Source organism: Amycolatopsis alba DSM 44262 (assembly GCF_000384215.1).
In the GTDB taxonomy this organism is placed as follows: Bacteria; Actinomycetota; Actinomycetes; order Mycobacteriales; family Pseudonocardiaceae; genus Amycolatopsis; species Amycolatopsis alba.
This window is the reverse complement of record NZ_KB913032.1, coordinates 6,320,241-6,345,609: the sequence shown is the minus strand read 5'-3', so window position 1 is coordinate 6,345,609 and position 25,369 is coordinate 6,320,241. Positions and strand designations below refer to the sequence as shown.

Below are 25,369 nucleotides of genomic sequence, written 5' to 3'. Positions count from 1 at the left end.
CTGACACCCATCCCGACACGTCTCAGCGTGTCAGGCGACCGGGGCATTCATCGCCCACGTCTGCGCGGTACTCAATGGATGTGCTGACCAACGCCGCGAACGCCGTCATCGTGTAATCACGCTGGCCGACACGCGGCGGCGAAGACACGAGAGGTGGTGGTGATGGGCTCGAAACCGATCGCGCTGCTCGCTTCCGTGACTGGCGGTGCGGCCCTCAATACAGCCTTACCGATCTGGTGTGTGGTCATCGTGGCACTCGTCGCGGTCGCGCTCACTGCGACCCAGGTGGTCGTCACCCAGGTCATGCGGCTCCGCGCCAGCAACAAAGTCACCACCAGCGCACACGCGTTGCGGCTACTGGAAATGCAAGACAGAACCCGAGCCCCCAACCAGTAACCCGCCAGGACGGCCACGGAATCCACTCACAGACACTGCGCCACCCACCAGAACCAGACCTCACTTCCCACGACAAGGTGGTCGAGGTATCTGTCACCCGGCCTCTCGGCCAGGTCGCGGTCTACGTAGACACAGTCGACGGTCTGCCAGCTGTGGGTGACCTGGTCACGGTTCTGAAGGCCTGGTGTAGGTCTGGTGTGCGGTCTCCGCCGCCGATACCGGACGCGAAGGGCTGTTCACGCTGACGCCGCTATGCTGGCCTTTCTGTGGTTACCGGAAAGGGTTTCCGGCTCCGCTAGCGGTAGGAGTACGGGATGTATTCCACGGGCAGGTCAGTGAAGTCCCAGCGGAGCAGGTTCTCCTGTCCGGTATTGGTCAGGATTTCATAGAGGAGTTCAGTGGTCGGGCCTGCATGTTCACGCCACTGGTCCGCGCTTTGGTCGTGGTAGGCGATCCTCCACTGGTCGGGATCGCTGGAGCCGGTGATCCAGCAGAACGTTCCGCCTTGGCCGTCAGTTCCCCACGGCAGCAGGCCACCGGGTGCGGGGTACAGGGTGTAGTCGACGTTGTCGAGGTACTCGAGGTCCTCGTCGCCGAGGATCTGCAGCAGTTCGTCGAGGGCGTATTTGTACTCCGCCCAGGCCTGATCATTGGCAACGGGGCTGCTGACCACGATCTGTCGGAACAGCCCGCCTGGGAAACGGGTGAGCAGCTCTTTGTAGTCTGAGGGCAACGTGACACCCAGGTCCTGTTCCACCACTGCCCACGGCCTTTCAGGTGTGAACTGCGCCTGCCAGCCCAGGAGTCTGGCGATGTCGTCGACACGAGACGGGGTTTCGGCGTGGGTCATCGATCTTCCCAAAGCTGACTGGTTCGGGTGGCGTGATGTTCGGCTGTCAGCATCGGATCTTCGTCGCGTTTCCTTGAGGGACGTTCTGGATCTCGACGGAACAGGTGAAGCCGCTGGAGCCTACAGCGTCGATGAAGACCCACGCGGGCATCGCCGACGGACCGCAGATCAGCCAACTGCCCGTCCGCCGACGTTGAACAGAACTGACATCCGGTCACCAGGCATCGCAGGGAACGGTACGTCCGCGACCTCGCCGGATTCCGGTAACCGCAGTACCGGGTCTATGCCGGAGAAATTGGCTCCAGCCGAAGTCCACGCAGGCCGCGCACGACAGCCTTTCCTGGCGCTTTGATAGCGAGGCGCCACCGGCGAGCGTGAGCCGGTCCGGCGTCGATGCTGGTCGCCCCGGACGCAGTGACGAGCAGACAGCTCTCCCCGGCGTCGGCGACGCGATAGCCACGATGCCGGTACCACCGCATCACCGGCATGTCCGACGCGTCGACCTTCGCGACGAACACCTCCACACCCCGCTCGCCGAGGAACCGCTCGACATGGCGCAGCAACGCCGTCCCCGCACCACTGCCGCGGAAACCCTCCTCGACCGCCACGATCTCGATCTCGACGACCGACCGGGCGAGCCAGGCACGCTGCTCGCCCCGGTGCGAGAGAACGAAATCCACCGGCGTGCACGCATACACGACGCCGACCAGACGGTCGCCTACCAGCGCGCCGAAACACCAGCCCAGCATCCCCGGCAAACCGGGAAACTCGATCCGCCCACCGGACAGATCAAGCGCCGCCTCGAAATCCCCGCCCGCGACCAGACCAGGTATCCCGGCTGCCGCCGCGATCGCCACTGCCGTGGCTCCCTCACCGGCACGGAGCAACCGCACACGCACGTCCGCTCGCTGATCGCCGACATCCGGGACAAGGCCGTCGCCAGCGGCCACAGACTGTAGGAACACCAGAGGCTCCAATCGCTCACGGTAAGGCTAGCGCGAGGCAGCCGACCGCCCGCTCCCGCACGGATCGAGTGGTTCCCGCGGCATCTCGGGATCCACTCCGACGGCATGGCGCTCTCGAGAACACCAGTGTCGGAGGTAGTGCCGGTCGAGTGGGCCCGCATGGAAGGCCGCCCGATCCTGCTCCACGTCACCACCGACTACGAGCCAGAGCCACTCGTTTGCCAGACCCGAATATATTCCAGGGCTTGGATGAGAGCGCTATCCAGCCGCGTTACTCCACTGGTACCCAGCCTTCAGCGGTATAGATCGAGTGCACCCGGAAGATCGCGGGCTTGTCAGTTAGATCCCATCGGAGGATGTTGTCGGTCCCCTGGCTTGTCAGCACGTCGGCCAGGAGGTCCGCCGCTCCTCCTGGGTGTTCGGTCCACTCGTAGTCCCCCGGGCTGTAGTAGGCGGTCGGCCAGTCGTCCGGGCTGTCGCCGCGGGCGATCCAGCAGAAGATGCCACCGGCTCCGTCGTGTCCCCATGGCAGAAGCCCGTTCGGCTCCGGAAAGACGCGGTAAGCAGTTCCCTCGAGATACTCGAGGTCTTCGTCAGCGAAGGCTTCCAGGGTTTCTCGTATGTAGTCCTGAAATTTCTGCCAGTAGTCTTTTCCCTGGGTCGGGTTCGTCACCCAGACCGTGTCCCGGTACATTCCGGAGGGAAATATCGACAATAATGCTTTGTAGTCCGACGGCAGTGCGGTCCGCAACTGGCGTTCCACCACTGACCAGTCCCGAGCAGGCTGAAACTCTCCCTGCCAGTCAACGAGCTGGACGATCCTGTCGACAGCGGACTGAGATGACATGAGGTTCGCGCTTTCTCCGCAGCGTGACGTGGCGGGCCGACTCTAGCAGCTAGCATCGTTGCTTGGATAACGCGCCACCTGGAATGTTCTCGATGGTGGCACTGCATTCGAAGCCACTTGATCCGATGGCGTCGATGAAGATCCATTGCGGCAGATGCGCGGTGGGGCTGGCGTATTGCACCCAGACTTTGTAGATGATCTGCTTGTTCGTCTGCAGTGCGCGTTTCACGGCGAGCTCGATAATTTTGACGTCTGACCAGTTGACCGCGTGGTACTGGAGGACGATGTTCTCCAAAGAGTTGGATCCGGAGAACATCGCCGAGACCAGGTGGCCGCGATGTGTAACGCTCGGGTCCCAGCCGACCGGGGTGGCGGGATCGCCGAACCGCGGGACGATTTTTGTGATGCAGGTGGTTCCGCTGGTTGCCCGCTGGGCGGGAGAGCCCAGGTAGGTGAAGTTCTCCAGGGGCCCGTTGACCGGCACGTCGGCAGGGAACCGCCCGTTGGAGCAGTCGGCGATGCGGTTCTTGTCTTTGATCAGGTTGAGCCTGGGCCCAGGACGGGGGTCGACCTTGGGCTGGGGAGTCTTGATCTCTTTTTCCTTGTCGATGACTTTGCAGGCGGTCTGGTTGTGGACCAGAACGGGGGTGCCTGCGGTGATGACGTAGTAGGTGTGCAGGTCGGCGACACTGAGGTTGTAGACGGCGAGGGTCTCGGTGCGTGTGGTGATCGCGGTGACGGTGGTGGTGCCGGTGTCGGTGCGGAGGATGTCGCCGGATCGCAGATCACGTGCGTCGACCCACTTTCTGTGGTTCTCGGCCCAGAAGGGGTGCCCGTCGGTGGCTGTGAGGGTGCCGTCGGTCCCGCCCTGTCCCTGGATCCGGAGGTCGACGAGGTGCTTTTCGCCTGTCCCGGTGATGATGTCGGTGACCGGTTTGGTGTCGGTGCGCCCTGTTGCCGGGTCGGTGGCCAGCACCTGGTCGCCGGCGACGATGTCCTTGATCGGTTTTCGGGTGTGGTCGGCGAGCAGGACGAGAGTGTCCGGGGTGAAGCTGTTGCCGACGGTTCGGCGGCAGTTGAGCAACTGCCGGATCAGGTCGCGGAGGTTGGATGTGGTTCGGCGGCCGGCGACGACGGCGTCTTTGAAGCTGCGGATGCCTTTGACGATGCGGACGACGGCGGAGACGGCATCGGGGATCTTGCTGAGCACCGACGCGATCTTGAGGATCGGCAGGGCGTTGATGACTGTCATGACGCAGGCGATGAAGTCGCCTTCGGTGAAGCACTTCTTGGCGTCGGTATAGCCAATGATGTCGAGGATGATCTGTCCGCCTTGGTCGGCGATGAAGCCGAGCAGTGGCTTGTTCGCTTCGGCGCGGGCGCGGTTGTACTCGTCGACGCCGGCCTGGCCCCTCTCGTCACGGAGTGCCGCGGCTTCGTCGGGGGTGAGCTCGGGGATGTCGCTGTCGTCGGCGATCGCCTGCTCCACCTCCTGTCGCTGCCGGGCTTCGTTCTCCAGCCTCAGTTGTTCCTGGATCTGGGCCAGCTCGGCCTGGATATCACGCGAGACCTGCTCGACGTTGCCCGCGCGGGCCTCGGTGTCTTTGGCGTAGTTTTCGGCGTTGGTGGCCGCTTCGTCTGCGTCGCGGGCGTGTTCCGCGGCCCGGTCGGCGGATTCGCGGGCGGCGTCGGCGTCAAGCTGGGCCTGTTTGGCGGCGTCATTCGCGGCGGCCGCGTCTTTCTCGGCTCGGGTGGCGGCGGCGCTGGCCTCGTTCGCCGCGCGCGTGGCGGAGTCCGCGGCTTGGCGGGCCGCGTGGGCGTCGGCTTCGGCTTGGTCGGCGAGGCGTCCGGCGAGGGCGGCGTCGGCCGCGGCTTGATTTGCCGCTGCGCGGGCGGCTTGCGCGTCGGCTTGGGCACCGGCGTCGACGGCGTCGGCGTCGGCGGCCGCTTTCCGTGACGCGGCACCGTGGATGGCGGCCTCGGCCGCCGATTGTTGTGCCGCTGCGGCGGAGCGGGCGGCCTCGGCCGCGGAATTGGCCGCCGCGGCTGCGGCCTGGTAAGCGGGGGCGACGTCAGCGGCGGCGGCGCGTGCCGCGTCGGCGGCGCGCTGGGCCTGGTCGGCGGCGTCGGTTGCGGCCGCTTGGGCGGCTTTGACCTGGGTGTCCCCGACGTCCTTGGCGCGGTTGGCGACCATGACGATGAAGTCGGCGTCGATGTCGGCACCGGTGAAGGGGCTGACGATCGTGATGGCCTGATCGGCCGGGGCGGCGATACCGGCCGCGGACTGTACCGACGCGGCGGCGGAGCGGGCGGCGATGCCGGCCTGGGTGGCGGCGGTGGCTGCCTCGACGCCGGCGGCGTTGGCTTCGTCGCGGGTGCGGTGGGCAGCATCGAGCGTGGTGGCGGCTTCGACTGCGGCCTGCTGGGCGAGGTTCGCGGCGTTGCGCGCGTTCTCCGCCGCGCGGGCCTCGGCGGCTGTCGCTTCCTCCGCCGACGCGCGAGCGCGCAGCGCGTCGGCGTGCACGGCTGCGGCTTCTCGCTCGGCGATGGTGGCGGCCACGTCGGCGCGCGCGGCGGCGGCCTGGGCCTCGTTCGCCGCCCTACGGGCGTTCTCCGCGGCCACCTCGGCCTCACGTGCGGCGGCACGTGCCTGGGCGGCGGCGGACTGGGCGGCGTCCGCGTGAGCTCGGGCCCGTCCGGCGGCGGCGTCGGCCTCGATCGCGGCACCGCGGGCACGGCCCGCGGCGGCCTGGGCGTCGTCCGCGTGTTTACGGGCTGTCTGTGCGGCGCCCTTGGCGATGTCGGCATCGGTGCGGGCCTGCCGGGCTGCGGCCCAGGCTTTGTCTTTGTCCGCCTGGGTGACGTCGGTGGATTGCTGCATCCGCTGCGCCAGCCCTTGCAGGGCGGTGGCCTTCTTCTCCGCGCTATCGGCGGACTGGGCGATCGCGGCGGCCTCGTCCCGTGCTTGGAAGGCGTTGGCTTCCTCGGTGCGGGCGCTGGTGTTGGCGTCGCGGGCGATCTTCTCCTGGGCGCGGGCGTCACCGGCGGCGTCAGCGGCGATCTGTTCCTGGGCTTGGGCCTCGCTGCGTTTCCCGGACGCGATGCCCTGCTGGGCTTCGGCGTCCAGGCGTTTCTGGTGGGCGATCTCGGCGTCGCGTTTCGCGGCGTCACGGTGCTGGGCGGCCTCGAGTTGCTTGGCTTCGGCTTCTTCCCGTTTCGCGGCGGCCTGCTGGCGCCACTGCTCGGCTTCCTGGCGTTTCGCGGCGGCGACGTCACGTTCGCGTTCGGCGTCCACACGGGCCTGTCGGACGTTCGCGGCGTGCGCGCGGGCGCTGGTCAGTGCGGCTTCGGCGTCGACGCGGGCACGGCGCGCCAGCTCGGCGGCTTCCGCCGCGGCGGTGGCCTGATCTTTCGCGGCCTGGGCGAGCTGCGCAGCCGAGGCGGCGTGCGATTGCGCGTTGAGCAGCCATTGCCGGGCGTTTTCCTGATGGGCCTTGGCTTTCTCCGCGGCGTCGGTGGCCGCGGCGTCGGCGTGGATCGCGTCGATGGCGTGCGTGGCGGTCTCGGTGGCGTGTTTCGCCGCGTCCGCGGCGGCGGCCATGCCCTCCACGACCTTCGCCCACTGCGCGCCGTGCGGCATCCCGTTCTGCAACAGAATGTCGACCTGCGTCTTCGCCCCCGCGGACGCCGACTGCGCGGCCCGGGCATCGGTCACGGCCCGGCCGACCTCGCGGGCCACATCGTCCTTCGCCCGCTGATACAACTCCGGGTGGTAGCTGTGCCCGGCCTGATCCGAGGCCAGCAGGCGGGCGGTCTCGCGGGAGATGTTCGCCGCGGTGGTCATGTCGTTGGCGGTGCGTTCGAGAGCTTTGACCCCGTCGGCGTGCGCGGTGAGCAGGTTGGTCCGGGCGCGCATCGCCCGCGCGGTCCGCTGCGCCAGGTCCGACGCCGCGACCGCGTCCTTGCGTTTCTGCTCGAGCTCTGCCAGATACCGCTCCCGCGCGTCGGCGTCACGCCGGGCCGCGGCGAGATAACCGGTCTTGAGGAACTCCTCGATCGCCGCGTCACCGGCGGCGAGTGCCGCCTTCGCCGCCGCGGACACCTCCGGGGTGCCGCGGTCGGCGGCGGTCTGGACGTGCATCCGCCGGCGGTTCTTCAGTTCCTTGTCATACGCGCCGTCACGGCGGTCCTGTTCGGCGGCGATGTCACGGCCGAAGGCCAGGAAGTCGGCCCGGTCGTAGGCGTTGCCCGCCAGGGCGCGGGTGACCGCGGCGTTGAACACCGGGCCGCCCGTGCCCGCGAGCGGTTCGATCACGGCACGGTTGTTGGCGTCGGCGTCGGCTTTGCGTTTCCTCGCCGCCGCTTTCGCGTCCTGCTGGCCGTGGTCGAAGAACACCGGGATCGCGGTGGCGTCGCCCGCTTCGGTCTTGCGCAGGGTGTCGCGGGCGGCGGCACGGACTTCCTCGTCTTCGTCGAACGCGGCGATGTCGGCCAGCAGGTCCAGCTGCATCTGCCGCAGCAGGGCGTCCTGTTCCGGGTTCCCTTCCGGCCCCGACGCCGTCGGCGGGCGCTCGCTGGTCGCGGCGGTGCCGGCAGGTGGTTGCCACTGGCCGTGAGGTGCGCCGGGCGCGGAGAGCGCGGCGACGGAGCTTCCCGGCCCCGCTGCCCCGGCCACCAACGCCGCGGCGAGGGCCATGACCACGGTGCGCCGGCACCAGCGGCCGGTCAGGACTCCCTGTCTCGCACGACGCATCCGTCTCGGCATCCGCACAGCACACCCCCACCATCGAAAGGACTCGTGTCTGAAACGCCCAGCCGATGTCGGGTGCGGCGGGCGAGGAAAACGTCCGCCGGTCAGGGGCGGGTGGTCATCCGGTCGTATCCCTGCTGGGCCTGCTCGCGGGTACCGTCCCATCGGGTGGCTTCGTCGCCGGCGAACGTCGTCTCCGTCGTCCAGCCGCCGCGCTGCTTCTCCGCACCCGACGCAATCGCCGCCCAGGCCGGATCGGTTTCCACGGCAGCGCGGTCTTTCACCGTCTGCCAGTAGAGCGCCTGCTGCAGGCAGAGCAGCCGTTCGACCTCCCACGCCTGGCGTGCTTCCTCCGCCTTCTCCCGCGTGGTGGCCCAGGCACGGGCGGCGACCAGCCGGGCTTGTTCCGCGGCCGCCTCACCTGCGTTGCGGGCCTCGAACTCCGCCGCCTCGGCGTCGGCCACCAGCCTCGGGATCACCGCGTGGTACCGGATCCCCGCGTCCTGGGTGCGGAGCCGGAAGATCTCCACGTCCAGCGCCGCCGCCGCCATCCACCCGGTGGCATAGAACTCGCGGATATCGGCGTCGGTGCTTCCCGGCCGCAGAGCGTGCTGTGCGGCCAGCCGGACCTGCTCACCCGGATCGGACTCCGCCAGCAGCCGCACATAGTCACGCTCGGCCTGCGCGATCACCTGCCGATGCTGCTCGTCGGATTCCCGGGCGGCGGTGTCGAGTGCCTTGGCTTCGGCGAAGCCGGTGCGCACGAATCGATCCCGGTCCGCGTCACTTCCGAGTGAGGCTTGTTTCGCTGCGGCGTGGACCCGCGGCGAATAAGCGGCCGTATAGGTCGACAAGACCCGCTGCACGAAATCACGATTGCGCGCGGAATTCTGCTGGGCCCGTTCCCGCGCTTCGCGGAATCCGGATAGCACGAACTGCTGGAGCGCGGATTCGCCTTCTTCAGACCAGATGGCCTGCCAAGCCGAGGCGCGAACCAGGGTTTCCCCGTGATAGAGGGCGATCTGGCGCACCATCGGATACCACGGCGACTGCTCGACCCCCGCGACCCGCACCTGGCCCTCGCGAACGTCTGCGGCAGAAGCGCTGCCAGCAAAGGAAAGCATGATGATCAGCCCGATCGCGAGCGCCCTGCAACCGGCGGCGAACTTCCCCACGGCCCCACTCCCCCCAGTAGCCGCATGATCACAACACACGGCAGGGGAACTATGACACCCCCGAGAAGCGAACCCACTGAAACGTGACGCCGATCACAGCAATGTCCGGCAGTTGATCACGGCTATGTTTCAGTTGTCCACACCTGTTGACCACAATTCGCCACGGACGCTAGTTCTCGTCAGGATCGCGTTTTCTTCACGCTCGACAAACGCGATTCTCGCCAGCGGTAATACTCCATTTGTTCGATTCGCGATTCCATCATGAGGGGGAATTACTATGAGACGTTCCGGTAGATCGGCGGCGGTCTCCCGCCCGCCACGGCAACACGCGGGAATGACGGCCGCGATGTTCACCGCGGCCGTCATGACGTTCAGCACGCTCACCGCCGCGCCGGCCACCGCCGCGCCCGACGTCAGCCCCAGCACGACCACGGCTCCCGATCCCGCTCCGCCACCGGCCACGGCGCCGCCGGCCACGGTCCCCCTGACTGTGGGCACACCGCCCGGTGTCCCTGCAGAGCCGGTACCGGCCGCGCCGAAGGCCACCTTGGCGCAGTCGACCGATGCCGAGAAAGGCAAGGCCGCCGCCATTCTCGGCATCGTGGCCGGACCGGAGCTGCTGATCCTCACCGACCGCAACTTCACCGCCGCGATGTACTACGCGGCCGACGACCTCGACAAGCAGAAGCCACTCGAGCCCGAGCACCGGAAGGTCAAGGACGCCGCCGTCGCCGCGCTCGGCGAGAGCGACGACGCCTGCACCACGTTCATCAAGACCGGCATGGCCGCAGCCAACACCCAGGACCAGGCCATCAACGTCGAACGCCGCGCCCGCCAGGACGAGGAACGCGCCGCCAAAGCCAAAGCCGCCGGGCTACTCGGTGTCGCGGTCGACGACACGATCCTGTCGAAGTCGGTCCACGACTTCATCGTCCACCTCGACCTCAACGCCGACAACCGCAAGGACACCGCAGTCAAAGAAGCCGCCCGGACCGCGCTGCGCGGCACCGCCGACGCACAGTGGGCCTTCCTGACCGTCGGGATCTACGACGAACACAGCAAGGACGTCCAACGGCTGGTCCGCGAAGACGAAGCCAAGTCCGAAGCGGAGAAGGCCGCCGCGCTCGCGCGCGAAGCCAAGGCCAACGCCGCCTGGCACGCCCTCGGCATCCGTGACGACACGGCGCTGATCAACCTCAGCGACCACGACTTCGTCATCGAGATCTGGAGCCGCGCCAAACGCGACACCGAAGTCCACGGCGCCGCCGAAACCGCCGTCCGCAGCCGCAACCCCGCCGACTGGAAAGCCTTCATCGACCACGGCGCCAAAGACGCCCACCTGCGCGACATCGACAACGAACTCCGCAAACGCGACGAGGAATACGTCCGCCAGATCACCGAGATCCGCACCCGCGCGGTCAAAAGCCGCGTGCACACGGCACTGGTCACCGCCGCCGACGCGGCGCTGGCCGGAACACCGATCGACCGGGAACGATTCCTGCGCATCGGCCAGGACCAGAACCTGACCCAGTCACTGCGGACCCTCACCGCGACCATGGACGAGGCCTACCTCACCGACTCCAACGGCCGCGCGACCCTGACCCAGTGGCAACCCGGCAGCCACCCCGAGCAGGCATGGAAGATCGAACCCGGACTGGCCGACCCCGCCTGCTTCTCCCTGCAGTCGGTCTCCCACCCCAACAACTACGTCCGCTGGGACAAGAAGAAGCCGACACCGGCCGGCGTTCCCACCGAGGCCTACGTCACCGTCGCCCCCACCGACGGCACCCCCGAATTCAAAGCCGAGGCCACCTGGTGCCTCCACCCCATTCTGCTCCTGTTCAGCCCGAAGGGATCCGGACTCTACCTCCACCCAGAAGGCGGGCGCGGCGAGACCTGGGAGGTCGACACCCCCGTCCCGCCCACACCGTTCGACCTGCGCTACACCCGCGACGAGAAGGTCCGCGCCAACCTCGGCAAACCCATCGCCGACCCGGTCCTGGACGCCGACAACCTCGGCTACCGCGCCTACGAGAAAGGCCGTCTCTACCTCACCCGCTACACCACCACCCAGGTCCACCCCGTCTACAACGGACCGGTCCTCGACAAGCTCCTCGCCCTCGGCGGCCCCAAGACACTCGGCGGGATGCTCACCGACCAGACCGCCACCTCCGACGGCAAAGGCCAGGTCCTCCAGATCACCAACGCCCAGGGAAGCTACTACCCCCTGTCCATCCTCTGGAGCCCCGCCAACGGCGCCCACGAGGTCCACGGCGTCATCGGCGACACCTGGAGCAAGTCCGGTGGCGTGACAGGACCGTTGGGCTACCCCGCCACCGACGAAACCGCCTTCGGCACCGCAGGCGGTCAGTACAACCGGTTCACCGGCGGATCCATCTACTGGATGCCCGCCACCGGCGCCCGCACCATCACCGGCGACCTCCACACCAAGTTCGCCGCCCTCGGCTATGAGACCGGCCCCTTGGGCTACCCCACCGGCGAAGCAACCAGCTTCGCCGCCGAAGGAGGCGTCTTCCAGCGGTTCTCCACCGGCTCCCTCTACCGCACCACTTTCCACGGAGTCCGCGCCGTCACCGGCGACATCCACCGGAAATACGCCGAACTCGGCTACGAAGCCGGGTTCGTCACCTTCCCCGTCGGCGACGAAACACCCACCTCCGACGGCGTCGGCAAATACATCAACTTCAGCACCGGCGTCGCCATCTACTGGCACCCCGCCACCGGCGCCCACGCCATCTACGGCAACATCCGAGCCAAATGGGACACCCTCGGCTCCGAAAAGTCCTACCTCGGCTACCCCACCACCGACGAACTCCCACTCCCCAAGGGCCGCCGCAACGTCTTCCAGAACGGACGCATCGACTGGAGCAACGACGGCGGCGGCACCATCGACTACAAAACCGTCACCATGCCCCCCGGCTCGATCGAGCTCAAGAACGCCAACGCCGGACGGTGCATCCAGGTCGCCGGCGTCGGCCAGGACGCCCTGCGCGACAGCGCCGGCACCGAACTCTGGGACTGCCTCGCCAGCCCCAAACAGATCTGGAAACTCGCCCCACTGGGAGACAACAAGTACACCCTCAAGAACCAGAACTCCGGCAAATGCCTCGACCTGCCCCCCGACTACAACAACGGAACACCACTCGTCCAATACACCTGCCACAACGGCACCAACCAGCAATGGGAATTCACCACCGCCGCCAACGGCACCCTCGCCCTGCGCAGCGTCCACTCCGCCAAAATCACCGAAGCCCTCGGTAACGGCACCGCCAACGCCACACTCATAGGCCAGTGGGCCGACCTCGGCAACCCCAACCAACGCTGGAACACCATCCAGATCAACACCACCCCGTAACCCTGCACTGGGTGCTGGCTCCACGACGTGGAGCCAGCACCCACACCGCCGGATCACCACCACGGAACTGACCGTCACAAGCACGCCAGCCGGGCCAAGCCAGCCCGCACCACCGATCCCGTCCCGCGCGACCAGTGACATAGGGCCGCACGCCACGTGTCCTGATCCGGTGATGAGTGGCGATAACGGCCACGGTTGTCCCGAACAGCCGAGCCAGCTTCTGCCGAACCGCGCTGGTGCACGAGATCGGGATCGAGGACGACTTCCAGCGTCACGGGTACGGCACCCACGCGACCGAGGTGCTGCGCGCGGACTTCCGTACTATTGCCGGACGACCACTCCGCAGAAGCCCCGAAGCCGCCCGTGATGGCAGAAGCTGCAGCAGTCCTACCCCGGCGAGTACCAAGAAGGTCGATCCTGCCCGCACATCACTGCGCAGCTTTAGACGACGAGCCCGTGTTGATCTTCGTGGCCGACGTCGACAGGATCGGGCGGCGATGTCTGCCGGACAGTCCCACTAGTGGCGCTGTCCGGCAAAGACGGTTCGGCCGCCGGAGACCAGGTGAGAACCCCGGTTATAGCCGGGCCGCCAGAAGTCCTGCGAGGAGGCTGGAGCCCGTTGCCGGAAATCCGGGCAACGGGCTTCGCGGCCAGGTTCGAGCGGGGTTTCGCCGACGGCTCGCCCTCGTGTGTGTGACCGACGAATCCATCCGAGCGATCCCGCCGTGCTGGCCATCATCGCTCCGCCGACGATTATGAGGAGTGAAGCTGATGAGTGGGGCGAAGACCGCGCTGGGACGACGGTGGCGGGATCGCGGCGGCACGTGGTGGTGGGCGATCGTGGTCATCGTCGTCCCGGTCGCGCTGATCGCCGCCGCCGCCGTGACGACACTGCTGCTGCTCGTCGACCCAGGCAGCGACGAGAAGAACAAGATCGAGCTGATCAAGGTCGGTCTCACGGTCGGAGCCGGGACCGGCGGTGTGGTGGCGCTGGTGCTCACCGGGCGCCGTCAGTGGTCCACCGAGCACGACAACGCCGAGCGGCGGCTCACCGAGCTGTATGTCAAGGCCGTCGAGCAGCTCGGCTCCGACAGCCCCGCGGTCCGCCATGGCGGCCTGTACGCGCTCGAACGCGTCGCCCAGGACAACCCCGACCACCGCCAGGTCGTGGTCGACGTGATCTGCGCCTACCTACGCGCCCCCTTCGAGCTGCCCGGTGCGCCCCGGCCCCGGAACCGGCCTGGGATCCACCGCCCCCTGGCCCCTGGCCGGGGAGCGTCCCGACAGCGCGCTGCGAGCAGGGACGAGTCCGAGCCACCAAGGGTGGCCGAACTCGACAGCGACGCCCGACAGGAACGGGAAGTCCGTCTCACTGCTCAGCGCATTCTGCTCACGCACCTGAGACCCGGAGTCCCGGAGTCGAAACATCCCGCGAAGACCTTCTGGAAAGACATCGATCTCGACCTCACCGGGGCCACGCTCATCGACTTCGACCTGGCCGGCTGCCGGATCAGCCAAGCCGTGTTCGGCAGGACGACCTTCACCGGAGGCGCCGTGTTCGATGGGGCGACGTTCGCCGACGCCGTGTTCGACGGGGCGACGTTCACCAGCGACTCCGATTTCGACGGGGCGACGTTCACCGGAGGCGCCTGGTTCGACAGAGCGACCTTCACCGACGAGGCCGCATTCGGCGGGGTGACCTTCGCCGGCGTCGCTTCGTTCGATGGGGTGACCTTCGCCGACGTCGCCGATTTCGACAGAGCGATCTTCATCAGCGTCGCCGTGTTCGACAAGGCGACCTTCACCGACGACGCCGTGTTCGACAGGGTGACTTTCACTCACCGTGCCACGTTCAATAAGACGACGTTCGACGCGGGATTTGCGGCTTCTGGGGCACGTATTCGAGTTGACCCCAAGAACCCGGATTTCGAGGGTTCATCGTGGCCGCACGGATGGACCGTCGAACTGCCACGAGATGCGAAGCAGGTGTGGGCACAGCTAATGCCCCGTACCGGTCGATCCCATGCGACAGGTGAAGCAGCAGCCGGTCAGGCTGTGGAGCACGACATCACCAGGTGACGTGCTATCGCGCTCGTCCGGCGTGGCGGGCGCGGGCTTCTTAGGCGGTGCGCTGGGCGGCGTCGACTGACGGCGGCCGTAGCGGACGACGCTGCGGATGTCCCGGTGTCCGCTTTCGACCATGAGGTGGGTGACGTCCTGGCCGTCTTCGGCGTTGTGCGTCAGCCCAGAGTGCCGCAGGTCGTGCAGCGTCCAGCCGCCGCTGGCCTTCTTCAGCGTTCTGAGCGCGGCGTCGTAGCCGTAGCGGCCCCGGCCGGTCCCCGTCGACGAGCGGCTTAGTTCGGCCGAAGCACCACGCCGGGGCCGAAAAGGTCGTCGGCCGAGACGGTCGCGGGGTTACTGCCGCTCACCGCGACGGTGAAGAACTTTGAGCCGGTCGGTACTCCGGAGATGCGGAACCTGAACTCGCAAATCGAGACGTTCAACGGCGAGATCGCACCGAATTCGAGGACACCGGCGGCGACGATCGTGTCGGCGCTGTCCCGGACCGTCACGGAGGCGCCTTCGCGGATGTCGGGTTGTTGAGTGTTGTCGGCGAAACAGCGGCCTTGTTCCCGGCTGTAGTGGACGTCCTTGGACAGGGCGACGACTCCTTTGGCCGTGAGGCCGGGCCGCACGGGCGGGGTGTCGTCGGCCGACAAGGTGATCGCCGCGGCTACGCCGCCACCAACCAGGAGCACGGCAGCGGCCGCGCTCGTTCCGATGACGGCACCCTTGCTCGACATAGACGACTCTCCTTTGTGCGCGGGCTTTCCTGCTCGATGTCGGCTCCCCCGACGGGCTCGTTACCGGCAGGCGGACAAGCACGGCCGAGGCAGCGGCGAACGCAAGTGTCGTCACCACAAGTGTCGCCCGTACCTCGGACGCCCCGATCTTCGGCGACTCGCCTCGAGTCGACCGAGGCAAGGCACCACGACGGTGACGAAAGCGGCTGGACTCACAGCTTCACCAAGGCACCGAGACGCTGCCCGTGTCCGTCTACGACGGGGCCAGATGCGGGCCAAAACGTTGCCCTGTGACGACGTGATTGCGCAGGAGGCGGTCGTGGCCGTCAGTGATCCTCATCGAGAGCCCGTTATCGGACCAACGTCACCGACTTGGGTGACAGGAACGCTGCCGCGAATCAGGTGTCGGCACGCATGAAGGGCAGGTCGACGGAATCTTTCCCGCCTACTCATCACCGTCCGCTGCCGTCTATACACTCGTCGCCGTAATCGCGGAGGCAAGGCTTGCTGTCGTCTCACTGGAAGTCTGGCGCGGCGTGCGAGGGCCGAGTACTTCGCGAGTGCCATGGTGTATGTGCACCGGGGCCAACCCCTAGCAATCGTCCGGGTGACGGCGCGGCCTCGGGCAACCATCCGGGACTAGGCAACGTGACGTGCATACAGCAAGCCTCGGCATCTCAGCTGCCGAATCCGCGCACTGCATCGCACACGGTTCAGCTGTCCTCCGCTGCACGTTTCCCGGCGCGATCAACGATGATGCCGAGGTGGCCACCCGTGCCTGGCGAAGGCGCGGTGAGGATGACATCTGTGAAGAGGATCCTCTCGCAAGCCTCGGATTGATGACGGGGATGCCACCGACGAAGGCGGCCTGGTTGAACCGCATCGTGCGAGAGATCACTGTCTGATTAAAGGACGCGGCGCCGGTGAACGTCGCGGCAGTGAAGGTCGCGCCGCGGGTGAACGTTGCGCCGCCGAAGCTCACCGGCGGCGGAACCCACCTCGCCGGCCTGACCGGCGCGCTCGCGCTGTCCACCACCGGCACCGGGGGCTGGTGCTGGAGCGCGGCGCTGGGCGTGTGGGCGACCATCGGGCTCGGCACCGGACTCGTCCTGACCCCGGTCGGCCGGGTCCTGCGCAGGTCCAGGGCCGCAGAGACAAGCGGGTCACGTTGTCCGACGACGTCACCACGATCTCCGGTGCGGACATCAGCATCCCGTTCTGCGACACGACCGTCGCGAGGCTGGATCGCTGCCTGGCGGGTCTGTCCCGTGATCGGTGGTTCCGGCGTTGTTGATCAGTAGGTTTTGGCTCCCGACCAGCGGTCATCAAACGCGATGGCGAACGCGTTGATCACTGGCTTCCAGCGCATCGTCCATCGGGCGCGGCCTGTCCCGGTCGGGTCAGGTCTTCAGGCGGGCGCGTCGGCCTCGGCAGCGGCACGGCCGTGCGCCTCGACCACCCGCTGCGTGTCGGCATCTCCCTGTTTCCACTGGGCGATCGCCTCGGCGGCCTGGGCTTGGGCCCAGGCCAGGCAGTTGGCGAGATCGGTGAGCGCGAGCGCGGCGTTGTCCAGCAAGTCACCGGCGGCGCCCCAGCGCGGGACCCCGGTCTGATGATCGTCGTGGAACTGGTTCGACGACGAGCCCTGCCACGCCCCGGTGTCGATCCGCTTCAGCGCGTCCCCCGCGGCGAGGGCGTCGCGGGCCCGTTCGTGCAACACACGCGCGTTCTCGAACACCGCGTCCGGATCCCCCGGCATCAGCGCTTTCGAATCCTCGGACTGCCCGAGCTCGGCGACGGTCACCGGCCACTCCCGACGCGGGGCGGCGGGCTGACCAAGCTGAGCCCGGGATCGGCTTTCAGAGCGGCGAGGTTGGTGTGCTCGACCTCGCGGTAGGCCTTCGCCGCCGTCCCCAGCAGACCCCCGAGATCGCGAGCGCGATCCGCCAGCGCGTCCAGTCCGACACTCCACCGCCCGCAGAACTCCGCCAGCGCCCCGTGCACCCCGTCATGCCCATACAGCGACGGTTCACCGCCAGGCCGCGCAGCGCGAATCCCTCCTGGTCGTCCACGATCTCGCTCATGCTCGTCGCCGCGCTCTCCAGCACGTCAGCTCCACATGAAAACCCGGACCATCCACCCCTCGTCTTCCCTCCCCTGACATCGCCCGGCGCTCATCGGACCAGACGTTCCCTAGTCCCGCGACTTCCCAGCCCACATCCGCGCTACGGAATCCACAGGAAGAACTTTCGAAAACACTGGAAATCGGTGTTCGTCGTCGGGGTCGAGCATCGCCGCGACCCCCTCGGGCACTAATTCCATAAAATCGTCTCCCGTCGTGGACAAGGAGTCGCATTCGCCTGCGTGCATCGCGAGCCGCTCCAGCGAGGAGAACACCACCGTCCACCGCCCTCGGTCGCCCAATTCGGTCACCAGCAACGCGGTCCGCCGCAGCCGCCGGGCGAAGACCGTCGCAGTGGCGAACACATCGATCAAGGCCGGACAGGTCTCGCTGCCCGGCCTTGATCTGACGCATGACGGTCACCACACGCGATTCGTCGTTCTCTCGGTCACGATGCACGCACGGACCGCACTAGGGTTTGACGTCACGTGATCACCCGGCCCCTGACGGTGACTCCAGCAAGGAACACCACACACCAACCCCTTCGATGCACATCAGTGGAATCCGTCGAACACCACACTCACTCCGATCAGTTCATCGAAATCGCGGGCGACAGAGAATGAATTACCGGGGTGTTCGACTATTCCCGCCGAGCCAACCTTGCGGAATATCGGCGACAAGGCTACGGATTTCACACCGGTGACATCCGCCCCTTGATTGCCACATGGAGCACCATGGATCAGTCTCACGTAATCAGCATTCTTGGAATAACATGAAACTATCGTCACCCGGTTGGCGGTCGTCGAACACGTGAACGGTTCGACAGTCTTTAGCCGGCAGTCCTGACGTGACTGTGTAAACCATGATTCCATGGGGAGGATCAACGATTGTGATACGTCTCAGACATGCGCTCATGGCCCTGGGGGCCGTCGCCGCACTGGCAGTGGGTGCGATTCCCGCGCAAGCGAACGAGGCCGTAACGTACCGCTCGGAAATGTATGTGATTCGCGATCCGGCGCTGGCACAGAATCCGGATATCGTCCGGGTGACGCTGGAGCGTGACGGAAACCTGGACGCGCTCGGTATCCAGCCGAGCGCCGCGGCGGGGCAGGCACCCTCGGCAGCGAAGCCGCGGATCGCGGCCGCCGATCCACCGTATGCGGTGGACAGTTCCCGGTTCCCCGCAGGCCGTAAACCGGCGGATCCGTATGACTACATGAATCACGCGAATTGCCTGGCGAACGCCGCTACGGCGGGTCAGGACGCGGGATGGATCAAGAACCGTTTCTCTTACTGCCAGATCGATCTGGTGTGGGCGGTGGACCTGAAGTGCGGGCCAAGAGGATGCCAGGTCATCGGTGCGATTGGCGCGACCAGTGCCGTGGTCGGCTACGGCAAGATCGGGTCGCACCCGGAGAACGCCACGCAGCGCTTCGCCGATTTCCGTCTGGTCACCACCATCGTCTACACGAAGGGGGTATTCGACCAGCCCAACGCGACGATGCAGGCCACCGTCAGATGCGCGGGCGAGTACCGGGTCGGGTTCGGGATCCCCAACGACCGGGCATGCCACCCAGGCAAGTTCGAAACTCGTAAGGCGACCATCCCGCAGTGGCGCCTGGATCCGAACTCCTACTTCGATCTGCTCTCTGACGGCTACCAGCCGGGCGCGGAGTTCGGGGAGCAACTGGCCCAGGGGGTGTTCAAGTTCGAGTACGAGTTCACCCCGAAACGCGACGTCGACCTGAAGTCGGTCAGCCCCGAGGGCGGGCTGCGGTTCGACAGCGCGTTTTACCTGCGGGACAAGCAGGGAAGCATTTTCGACCGCGCCGTGCCGGGTATGGCTTACCGCAAGAGCGACGCGGGGGTGGCAGGGCACGCCGTGCACATCGACGAGGCACGCGCCAACCCCGACGCGACCGTGCCGACGAAGCAGGGCAAGCGTCTGCTGGGCGGGTCGTCGGCTCCCGGAGACTCGCTGCACCGGCTGACGTCCGCCCGCAGCGAGGACTCCCGGGCCCGCGCCGAGCGCAACCGCACCGTGTCGACGAACTTCTGCAAAACCGTGAAGATGCCGCCAAAACCACCGGAAGGCGGCCCCTTCGACTGCGACGAATACGCTTTCGCATCCAGCTATGAAGGCTCTGCGCGCAACGAATACGACGGCGCCCAGTACGCGCTGGACTACACGGTACGGTGGGTCAACAGCGACCAGAACCAGGAAGCCGGACGGCGGCTGTTCGGCTGGCAGGAAAACGACCGCATCCTCGATCTGGGCAGAGACCAGAAACTTGACCCCCACGATCAGGAACGGTTCTACATCCCGATCAACCCCTAACCAACTACGGCACTGACAACCGTGGTGGTTCGCCGGAACGACATCTCCCGGCGAACCACCATGCCATTGGACGATCACAGGGAGCGTGTGGACAGTGGACAGCAGTATCGACGCGGTCTGGCAGCAGATCATGGCCTGGCTGCGCATCCACACGCCGGTCACCGCCGCCACCATCCGGCCGCCTGCGCCCGCCGAACAGATCAAGGCGACCCGGAACGCGCTAGGGATGCAGCTGCCACGTGACCTGCTGTGGTGGTGGGGACTGATGGACGGTGTAGACGACGAACACGACTACCGCACCGCCTTCGCCGTCCCCGGCGGATACATGCCACTTACGGTGGCACGGGTCCGAGACGAATGGGCCCGCCTGAGCCGGTATCCCGACGACGACTGCTGCCGCCCCGGCGGGCACCACCAGCGTGCCGCCGGCGACGCCACCTTCGGCTACTGCTCCGCGCTCATCCCCATCTGCCGCGGACTCGACGGCGCCGTCCTCGCCGTCGACCTCCGTACCGGCGCCAACCACGGCCGGATCATGAACTGGATGGCTCAAGCAGGCGCCCACAGCATCCCCTGGGTCAATATCACCGCGATGCTCACCGATACCGCCCAGCGCCTCGACCGCTACCACCCCGCACCCGAGACCCCACCACGGCCAGGTTCCCCCGTGATCGGCGACGACGGCTCACTGATCTGGTCGTAGACCTGTCCCAGGCGCCATGATTCAGATCGAACCGATGATCGGCCGGTCCGCAGCGAATACACCACTAGCGGGGCTTCGTCCCCGCCGGGAAGCTCGAGGTGTCGGTCTGCATCGGCTGCGGCACTTCGGCGTCGACGACGGCAACTCGACTCTGCTGCCCGACGACCTCTGATCGGCCATCCGCGAACTCAAGGCGCAACCCGGCGGCGACATCATGACGAACGGCAGCGGCACCACCCGTCCGCTGGTGGCTGCCTGAAGGCCTCGTCGACGAACTGAAGCTGGTGATTGCACCTAGGCCGTGGTCGGGACCGGCAAGCGCCTGTTCCCCGCGGAAGACCCGAACTTCCCTCTCGCCTTGAAGACCACCACTGCCTTCGGCAACGGCGTCGCCCAGCAGACCTTGTGCTGCGCTGATCAGCCAGTACGGAGTGCTGCACGCTCGACGACAAGGTTGACCGCGTGAGGAACTCGCTGTTCCTCCGGTGATTCGCCAAAGCATCGTGCGAGTGCTTCGTACAGGACGTGCTCTAGTCGTTCTGGGGTGACGCGGCTGAGATCTGCGTATACGTCGGAGAGCAGGACGAGTGTTTCGCACACGACGTCCGGGTATTCCGGAGTCTGGTCGGCGTACACGATATCGAGGGGGTCCGCCTGTTCCAGGCATTCCAGTAATACTGCGGCGGTCTGCTGGAACGATCGGCTGACAACCGCTTTGACTGCCGCATGTTGCTCAACAGTATTCAGCAATGCCCAAAAGGGAGGGCTGAGCGGCCGTATATCTTCCGGAAGTTCGCTGCCGTCGAAATCGGTCGCCGCCCAGGTGAGGGCTCCCCAATCGATGGCCTTCGATTTGGCGTCGACCAGCTGGGTTGTTTTCTGCACGAGGTGGGGTTCGGGTACGTGGCCAAGGCTGCGGGTCATACCTTCGCCGAGGATGTCCTGCAGTTGTTCGGTGGATACTCGATCGAGGTTCCCGTTGACGTCTGCCAGGAGAACGAGAATCTCCACGATCACATCATTGTCACCGTCCGGGTTCCCAGGGTGGGCGATGTCGCAGGTGGACACCGCTGTAAAGCTGTCGGCGAGAAGGCCGGTCAAGCGAGGAAACCGGCGATACAGCACATCGCGGACGATGCGGCGTTCGTCCTCGGTGTCGAACCGCCAGAACGCGGCTACCGGCGAGTCGTTTTGCCCTGTAGTCACTTACCCTCTCTTCACCAGGATGGTCTTGAAGACAGCGTTGCCGTTAGGGGCGATCTGGTAGGTAGCGTAAACCTTGTCGTTCAGCGGTACCAGCAGCCGGTCGACACGAGCCGTGTCGGGAATGGTTCCCTTGGGGAACCCATCGCGTTCAATGGATTTCCCCAGCCCCTGCACTGCTTCCCGCGCCGACTTCTCGTCCGCGAACCCACCACGTTTCCAACGCTCATCATCGCGGAGGTGTTTCACGTTACTGTTCACGACCTTGCGCGGCTTCTCGCCGATTTTGGGGAGGACGACGCGGGCGGCTCCTTCACCGATCTTTCCTGCTTCGCGGATGATTTTGGCGCCGCGTCCGGCCGCTCCGGCGGCCATGGCGGTGCAGGCTTTCGCTTCGAGGAGCGCACAGGCCTTGATGTCGGAAAGGAAGACGTCGTAGATGAAGCCGGCGAAGCCGCCGAGAGGACCGTCGGGGCGGCATTGATCGGCGGTGCCGCCGAGGGCGAAGCAGACCTCGGCCTGAGGCCAGGGGCCGCGGGCGGCGAAGTCGAGTGCTTCTTGCCAGGTGAAGTGGCGGGAGCCGGTGTAGCCGAGTCCGCGGAGTGCTTCGTACCGTTCGTCGGACAGGTCACGTCCGAGAGCGGGCTGGGTGAGGTCGTCCGCGGTACTGGCGCCACTCTCGGCGGTGTTGTGCTCGTCGGGATTGGCCCGGTTGAGACGGGTCTCGGCGGCGAGTTTGGCGAGATAGGTGCGGTAGGCGGTGTCAGCGGCGTCGCGGGCTGCCGCGGCGTCGCTGGCTGCGTCGGCCGCCGCGGCGGCGGCGCGGGCCGCGGAGCCGGCGGCCTGTCGCGCCGAGACGTAGGCCGTGACGGCGAATCGATAGGCACGCCAGACCGCGGACGTGGCGGTGTTCTGCGAGTGGCCGGCTTGATCGGCGGCGGCGCGGGCTTTCTGTGATGAGGCCGCGGCCTGGGCAGCGGAGTCGGCGGCACGTTGGGCCGCGGCATGGGCCTGGGCGCTGTAGCCGGCGGCCTGGTTGGCATAGCCGCGGGCCCGTGCGGCCTGCTCTGCGGCCTTGTTCGCCGCGGCCAGCGCCGGGGCGACGGCGTCCCAGGCGTCGGCTGCTTCGCGGGCGGCGAGAGCGGCAGCCTCTCTGGCGAGGGTGAGCGAGTGCTCGACGCTGGCGACGTGGGCGGCAGCGACCTGGTCTTTGGCGAGGGCGAGGTACTGGGCGCGGTCGAGGAAGTCCCGGATCCCTGCGGCGGGCCCGGCGAGGGCTTCCTCAGCGGCGTTGGCCAGGTTCTGCTGTGTGTTCCCGCGTGCCTCGGTCTGGACGCGTGCGACGGTCAGGACGTCGTCGCGCTGCTGCCGGTAGGCCTGCGTGCGGGTCAACAGGGCCCGCACATCGGCTGGGGGCCCGGCCAGCGCTGTGGTCGCGGCATCGATAAGGGTCTGTTGCCCGGCGGTGCGGGCGGTGTCCAGAACCGTCCGCACCGCGGCCTGGTCGTCGGCGTCGCGGCCGGGGTACGTGGGGTTGGCGAGGAAGCCGCGGAGCTGATCAATCGTGCCGGCTGCCGCGGTCGCGGCCGCTGCTCGGAGTTTCGCGGGATCGCCGGAGTCGGGCACGACCGTCGCCGGAGCTGCCAGGGCGGCGATCCTGTCCCGGTCGTCGGCTTCGGCCGCGGCGTCGAGCCCGGCACGCGCGAACCCTTCGGCGGCGGCATCGTCGCCGACCAAGGCGGTCTCGGCGACCGTTTGGGTCCACGGGCCCGTAGTGGGATTACCGGCCAGCCGCAGCGCCACCTGTCGTGCCAACCCGGCCCGCGTCGCCGGTGCGTTGCGCGGATCGCGCGCTGCCGCGAGCCGTTCCTGGGTGATCGAGTCCCAGCGGCTGGTTTCGGGCCCTGTGGTGGGCTGGTCGTTGACGGGCTCGTCGGGGTGATCAGGGTCGGGCAGGTCGGCCGCAGCGCGGGCGAGAGCGAGTTTGTGCTCGTGCTCGGCGGCCAGCAGCTCGGTCTCGGCCTTCCGGGCGTTGTCGGTGATCGCCTGGGCCTTGTCCGCCGCCGCACGTGCGGCATCAGCCGCGGTGGTAGCGGCCTTCGCGGCTGTGACGGTGTCCTGGGCAGCGGTCGCGGAGCGCCCTGCCATGTCGGCCGCGGTCTCCGCCAACCGCGCGGCTACCTCGGCGTTGGTGGCGGCATAGCCGGCGCTGTCCGCGGCCTCTTGGGCGGCGTGGTTGGCCTGCGCGGCGAAGTTCGTCGCGGTGTTCGCCGCGGCCCGGGAATGGGCCGCTTCAGCTTGCGCCCGTGCGGCGGCGCGTGTCGCCTGACGATAGTGCGCACTGGCCGTGCCTGCCGCGCGCGCAGCCTTGGCTGCCAAAGCAGCGGCAGCGGCGGCTTTCTCACCGGCACCCGCAGCGGCGGACGCGGCGAGGCCCGCCTGCACCGCCGCCGCCCCCGCGGCCCGTCCGGCGTCCGCGGCGACACGGGCGCCGGATGCGGCGTCGCGGGCTGCCTGGGCCGCGATCCTGGCGTCGGCTGCCTTGCGCGCGTCCCCCGACGCCGCCGACGCGGCACGGGCGGCCTTGCCGGCCGCACGCGACGCGACCGTTGCCGCCGCCGCGGCCTTCGAGGCCGCCGACATGGCGGTGCGAGCCGCTGCCGCGGCGGCGCGAGAGGACGCCACGGCCTGCTGGCTGGCCTGCGCGGCCCGGCCCGCCAGGTCAGCGGCGCGGGCGGCCTGGCCGCCGGCCAATCCGGCCATCTCTTCTGTCGCCCCTGCGGCGTCTCCGGCCCGGTCCGCGAGCCATGCCGCGGAGTCGGCGAGACTGATCGCGCGGGCCGAGGCGTCCTTCGCGGTCTGCGTTTCCTCAGCGGCTCGCTGCCGAGCTTGCTCGGCCTGCTCGGCCAAGGTCTGCACCGAGAGCAGCTCGTTGTCCCGTGCGACGGCCAGCGAGTACCCGAAGTCCAGGAACTCCCGTTCCTCCTCCGGAGTCCCGTCCAACGCGACCTGGATGGCCTGGTAGACAGCGGACCCCTTCGGCGCGACATCCAGCAGCCGGGCGATCTTGATCTCCATGTCCACGATCTCGGCGCCGGCCCGCCCGCTGTCCACGAACTGCCGCAGCGCCTCCACGGTGCCCGCGTCAAGGGCCCGCTGGGCGCGAGCCCGGACCTCGGAACCCTCCGCCGCCGCGGCACGGACCTCGTCCACCTGCTTGCGCAGATCCTGCAGATGCGCATCGATCCAGCCGGACACCAGATACGTCTGGACGACCTGCTGCGACCCCGCCAACGCCGCCTTCGCCCGCTCCCGAACCACCGGGCCGCCACCGGAGGCCAACTGCTCCACCTGGGCCCGCACGTCCTCCAGCTCAGCGGTGGCCTGCCCGGCGTCCAGGAATGCCTTCAGCTGCGCCTCGGTGCCGGTCAGCGCCGCACCCGCCGCGATCTGTACCGCGGGCCCACCGTCCTTCCACGCCGCGAGCACCCGCTCCCGGTCTGTTGCGGCGGCCCCGTCCGGGACTGTGGGATCGGCGGATGCCGGAGAGGCACCTACCAAGCCCGCCGTGAGCGCAAGCGCCAGCGTGCCCGCCAGCAGGCGCGCGGCCGCGCGTCTGCGCCCGGCACGAGCCGTCCATGATGTCCGCATTTCCCCATCAACCCCTCAGAAACAGGCACACCGTTATCTGCGCGCGGCAGAATACGCACCGCGCGCGGATTTCAAGAGCACACCATTGTCGAAGTAATTCCGGCCACCCAGTCCCGGCGGACGGAGCGTACGCGTCGCGATGATTAACAGTCCAGGCCTGTAATCAACCTCACGCTTAGGCGCCCGAAA

19 protein-coding genes are annotated in these 25,369 nt (G+C 67.5%); 7 read left to right on the top strand and 12 right to left on the bottom strand.

All coding sequences use genetic code 11. From position 1 onward, the window contains the following. Positions 1 to 162 precede the first annotated feature (162 nt). Positions 163 to 396: a hypothetical protein gene (locus tag AMYAL_RS0129745; RefSeq protein ID WP_039794383.1), complete on the top strand. Its 234-nt coding sequence runs from the start codon at positions 163 to 165 to the stop codon at positions 394 to 396. Between the two features lie 295 nt (positions 397 to 691). Here AMYAL_RS0129745 and AMYAL_RS0129740 read toward each other — a convergent pair whose 3' ends face one another. The 5 genes from AMYAL_RS0129740 to AMYAL_RS0129715 form a co-directional block, all read right to left on the bottom strand. Next, positions 692 to 1,246 (bottom strand): SMI1/KNR4 family protein, encoded by a 555-nt coding sequence (locus tag AMYAL_RS0129740; protein WP_020634928.1) that lies wholly within the window; start codon positions 1,244 to 1,246, stop codon positions 692 to 694. 281 nt (positions 1,247 to 1,527) lie between these two features. Next, positions 1,528 to 2,103 carry a GNAT family N-acetyltransferase gene (locus AMYAL_RS0129735; RefSeq protein WP_020634927.1) on the bottom strand — a complete coding sequence of 192 codons (576 nt, stop codon included), beginning with the start codon at positions 2,101 to 2,103 and terminating at the stop codon, positions 1,528 to 1,530. A gap of 379 nt (positions 2,104 to 2,482) precedes the next feature. Next, positions 2,483 to 2,977 carry an SMI1/KNR4 family protein gene (locus tag AMYAL_RS46435; RefSeq protein WP_167336168.1) on the bottom strand — a complete coding sequence of 165 codons (495 nt, stop codon included), beginning with the start codon at positions 2,975 to 2,977 and terminating at the stop codon, positions 2,483 to 2,485. 130 nt (positions 2,978 to 3,107) lie between these two features. Then, positions 3,108 to 7,811 (bottom strand): polymorphic toxin-type HINT domain-containing protein, encoded by a 4,704-nt coding sequence (locus AMYAL_RS46430; protein WP_157358221.1) that lies wholly within the window; start codon positions 7,809 to 7,811, stop codon positions 3,108 to 3,110. Positions 7,812 to 7,912: 101 nt separating this feature from the next. After that, on the bottom strand, positions 7,913 to 8,983 hold the full coding sequence (locus AMYAL_RS0129715) for a hypothetical protein (protein ID WP_020634924.1): 1,071 nt from the start codon (positions 8,981 to 8,983) through the stop codon (positions 7,913 to 7,915). A gap of 277 nt (positions 8,984 to 9,260) precedes the next feature. Here AMYAL_RS0129715 and AMYAL_RS47870 point away from each other — a divergent pair, with 277 nt between their 5' ends. After that, positions 9,261 to 12,359 (top strand): RICIN domain-containing protein, encoded by a 3,099-nt coding sequence (locus AMYAL_RS47870; RefSeq protein WP_084702175.1) that lies wholly within the window; start codon positions 9,261 to 9,263, stop codon positions 12,357 to 12,359. Positions 12,360 to 13,130: 771 nt separating this feature from the next. After that, positions 13,131 to 14,438 (top strand): pentapeptide repeat-containing protein, encoded by a 1,308-nt coding sequence (locus AMYAL_RS46420; protein WP_143267968.1) that lies wholly within the window; start codon positions 13,131 to 13,133, stop codon positions 14,436 to 14,438. A gap of 275 nt (positions 14,439 to 14,713) precedes the next feature. Here the strand turns inward: AMYAL_RS46420 and AMYAL_RS46415 are convergent, their stop codons facing one another. Together AMYAL_RS46415 and AMYAL_RS51095 are read right to left on the bottom strand one after the other, a co-directional pair. Further along, complete coding sequence (locus AMYAL_RS46415; RefSeq protein ID WP_020634922.1) at positions 14,714 to 15,163, bottom strand: hypothetical protein; 450 nt, start codon at positions 15,161 to 15,163, stop codon at positions 14,714 to 14,716. Between the two features lie 592 nt (positions 15,164 to 15,755). After that, positions 15,756 to 16,145, bottom strand: coding sequence for a pentapeptide repeat-containing protein (locus AMYAL_RS51095; RefSeq protein ID WP_425332217.1), 390 nt, complete (start codon positions 16,143 to 16,145; stop codon positions 15,756 to 15,758). On the opposite strand from AMYAL_RS51095, the gene AMYAL_RS50980 reads away from it, so the two are divergent. Next, on the top strand, positions 16,087 to 16,464 hold the full coding sequence (locus tag AMYAL_RS50980; RefSeq protein WP_084702174.1) for a hypothetical protein: 378 nt from the start codon (positions 16,087 to 16,089) through the stop codon (positions 16,462 to 16,464). The genes AMYAL_RS51095 and AMYAL_RS50980 overlap by 59 nt on opposite strands. A 107-nt stretch (positions 16,465 to 16,571) precedes the next feature. On the opposite strand, the gene AMYAL_RS0129695 is transcribed toward AMYAL_RS50980, so the two are convergent. The 3 genes from AMYAL_RS0129695 to AMYAL_RS51090 form a co-directional block, all read right to left on the bottom strand. Then, entirely contained in the window at positions 16,572 to 16,967 is a 396-nt protein-coding gene (locus tag AMYAL_RS0129695) for a putative T7SS-secreted protein (protein WP_020634921.1), read from the bottom strand. Beyond that, positions 16,964 to 17,167 carry a hypothetical protein gene (locus AMYAL_RS50475; RefSeq protein ID WP_020634920.1) on the bottom strand — a complete coding sequence of 68 codons (204 nt, stop codon included), beginning with the start codon at positions 17,165 to 17,167 and terminating at the stop codon, positions 16,964 to 16,966. The genes AMYAL_RS0129695 and AMYAL_RS50475 overlap by 4 nt, the downstream gene beginning before the upstream one ends. Positions 17,168 to 17,356: 189 nt before the next feature. Further along, positions 17,357 to 17,602 (bottom strand): SseB family protein, encoded by a 246-nt coding sequence (locus AMYAL_RS51090; protein ID WP_483413474.1) that lies wholly within the window; start codon positions 17,600 to 17,602, stop codon positions 17,357 to 17,359. On the opposite strand from AMYAL_RS51090, the gene AMYAL_RS50470 reads away from it, so the two are divergent. From AMYAL_RS50470 to AMYAL_RS0129675, 3 genes are all read left to right on the top strand, one after another. Continuing rightward, positions 17,502 to 17,777, top strand: coding sequence for a hypothetical protein (locus AMYAL_RS50470; protein ID WP_245193142.1), 276 nt, complete (start codon positions 17,502 to 17,504; stop codon positions 17,775 to 17,777). The genes AMYAL_RS51090 and AMYAL_RS50470 overlap by 101 nt on opposite strands. 421 nt (positions 17,778 to 18,198) lie before the next feature. Further along, positions 18,199 to 19,623 (top strand): NucA/NucB deoxyribonuclease domain-containing protein, encoded by a 1,425-nt coding sequence (locus AMYAL_RS0129680; RefSeq protein WP_020634918.1) that lies wholly within the window; start codon positions 18,199 to 18,201, stop codon positions 19,621 to 19,623. A gap of 94 nt (positions 19,624 to 19,717) precedes the next feature. Further along, positions 19,718 to 20,326 (top strand): SMI1/KNR4 family protein, encoded by a 609-nt coding sequence (locus AMYAL_RS0129675; RefSeq protein ID WP_020634917.1) that lies wholly within the window; start codon positions 19,718 to 19,720, stop codon positions 20,324 to 20,326. A 417-nt stretch (positions 20,327 to 20,743) separates the two neighbouring features. On the opposite strand, the gene AMYAL_RS0129665 is transcribed toward AMYAL_RS0129675, so the two are convergent. Both AMYAL_RS0129665 and AMYAL_RS0129660 read right to left on the bottom strand, forming a co-directional pair. Beyond that, the gene (locus AMYAL_RS0129665) at positions 20,744 to 21,532 is read right to left on the bottom strand and encodes a hypothetical protein (protein ID WP_020634915.1); all 789 of its coding nucleotides are present in this window, start codon (positions 21,530 to 21,532) and stop codon (positions 20,744 to 20,746) included. Further along, complete coding sequence (locus AMYAL_RS0129660) at positions 21,533 to 25,180, bottom strand: ALF repeat-containing protein (RefSeq protein WP_084702173.1); 3,648 nt, start codon at positions 25,178 to 25,180, stop codon at positions 21,533 to 21,535. Between the last annotated feature and the right edge of the window lie 189 nt (positions 25,181 to 25,369).

Excerpts from the sequence above, each read along its gene's own strand:
- AMYAL_RS0129745 (WP_039794383.1), top strand. The coding sequence starts at position 163 with ATGGGCTCGAAACCGATCGCGCTGCTCGCTTCCGTGACTGGCGGTGCG.
- AMYAL_RS0129740 (WP_020634928.1), bottom strand. The coding sequence starts at position 1,246 with ATGACCCACGCCGAAACCCCGTCTCGTGTCGACGACATCGCCAGACTC.
- AMYAL_RS46430 (WP_157358221.1), bottom strand. The coding sequence starts at position 7,811 with ATGCGTCGTGCGAGACAGGGAGTCCTGACCGGCCGCTGGTGCCGGCGC.
- AMYAL_RS47870 (WP_084702175.1), top strand. The coding sequence starts at position 9,261 with ATGAGACGTTCCGGTAGATCGGCGGCGGTCTCCCGCCCGCCACGGCAA.
- AMYAL_RS46420 (WP_143267968.1), top strand. The coding sequence starts at position 13,131 with ATGAGTGGGGCGAAGACCGCGCTGGGACGACGGTGGCGGGATCGCGGC.
- AMYAL_RS46415 (WP_020634922.1), bottom strand. The coding sequence starts at position 15,163 with ATGTCGAGCAAGGGTGCCGTCATCGGAACGAGCGCGGCCGCTGCCGTG.
- AMYAL_RS0129680 (WP_020634918.1), top strand. The coding sequence starts at position 18,199 with ATGGCCCTGGGGGCCGTCGCCGCACTGGCAGTGGGTGCGATTCCCGCG.
- AMYAL_RS0129660 (WP_084702173.1), bottom strand. The coding sequence starts at position 25,180 with ATGCGGACATCATGGACGGCTCGTGCCGGGCGCAGACGCGCGGCCGCG.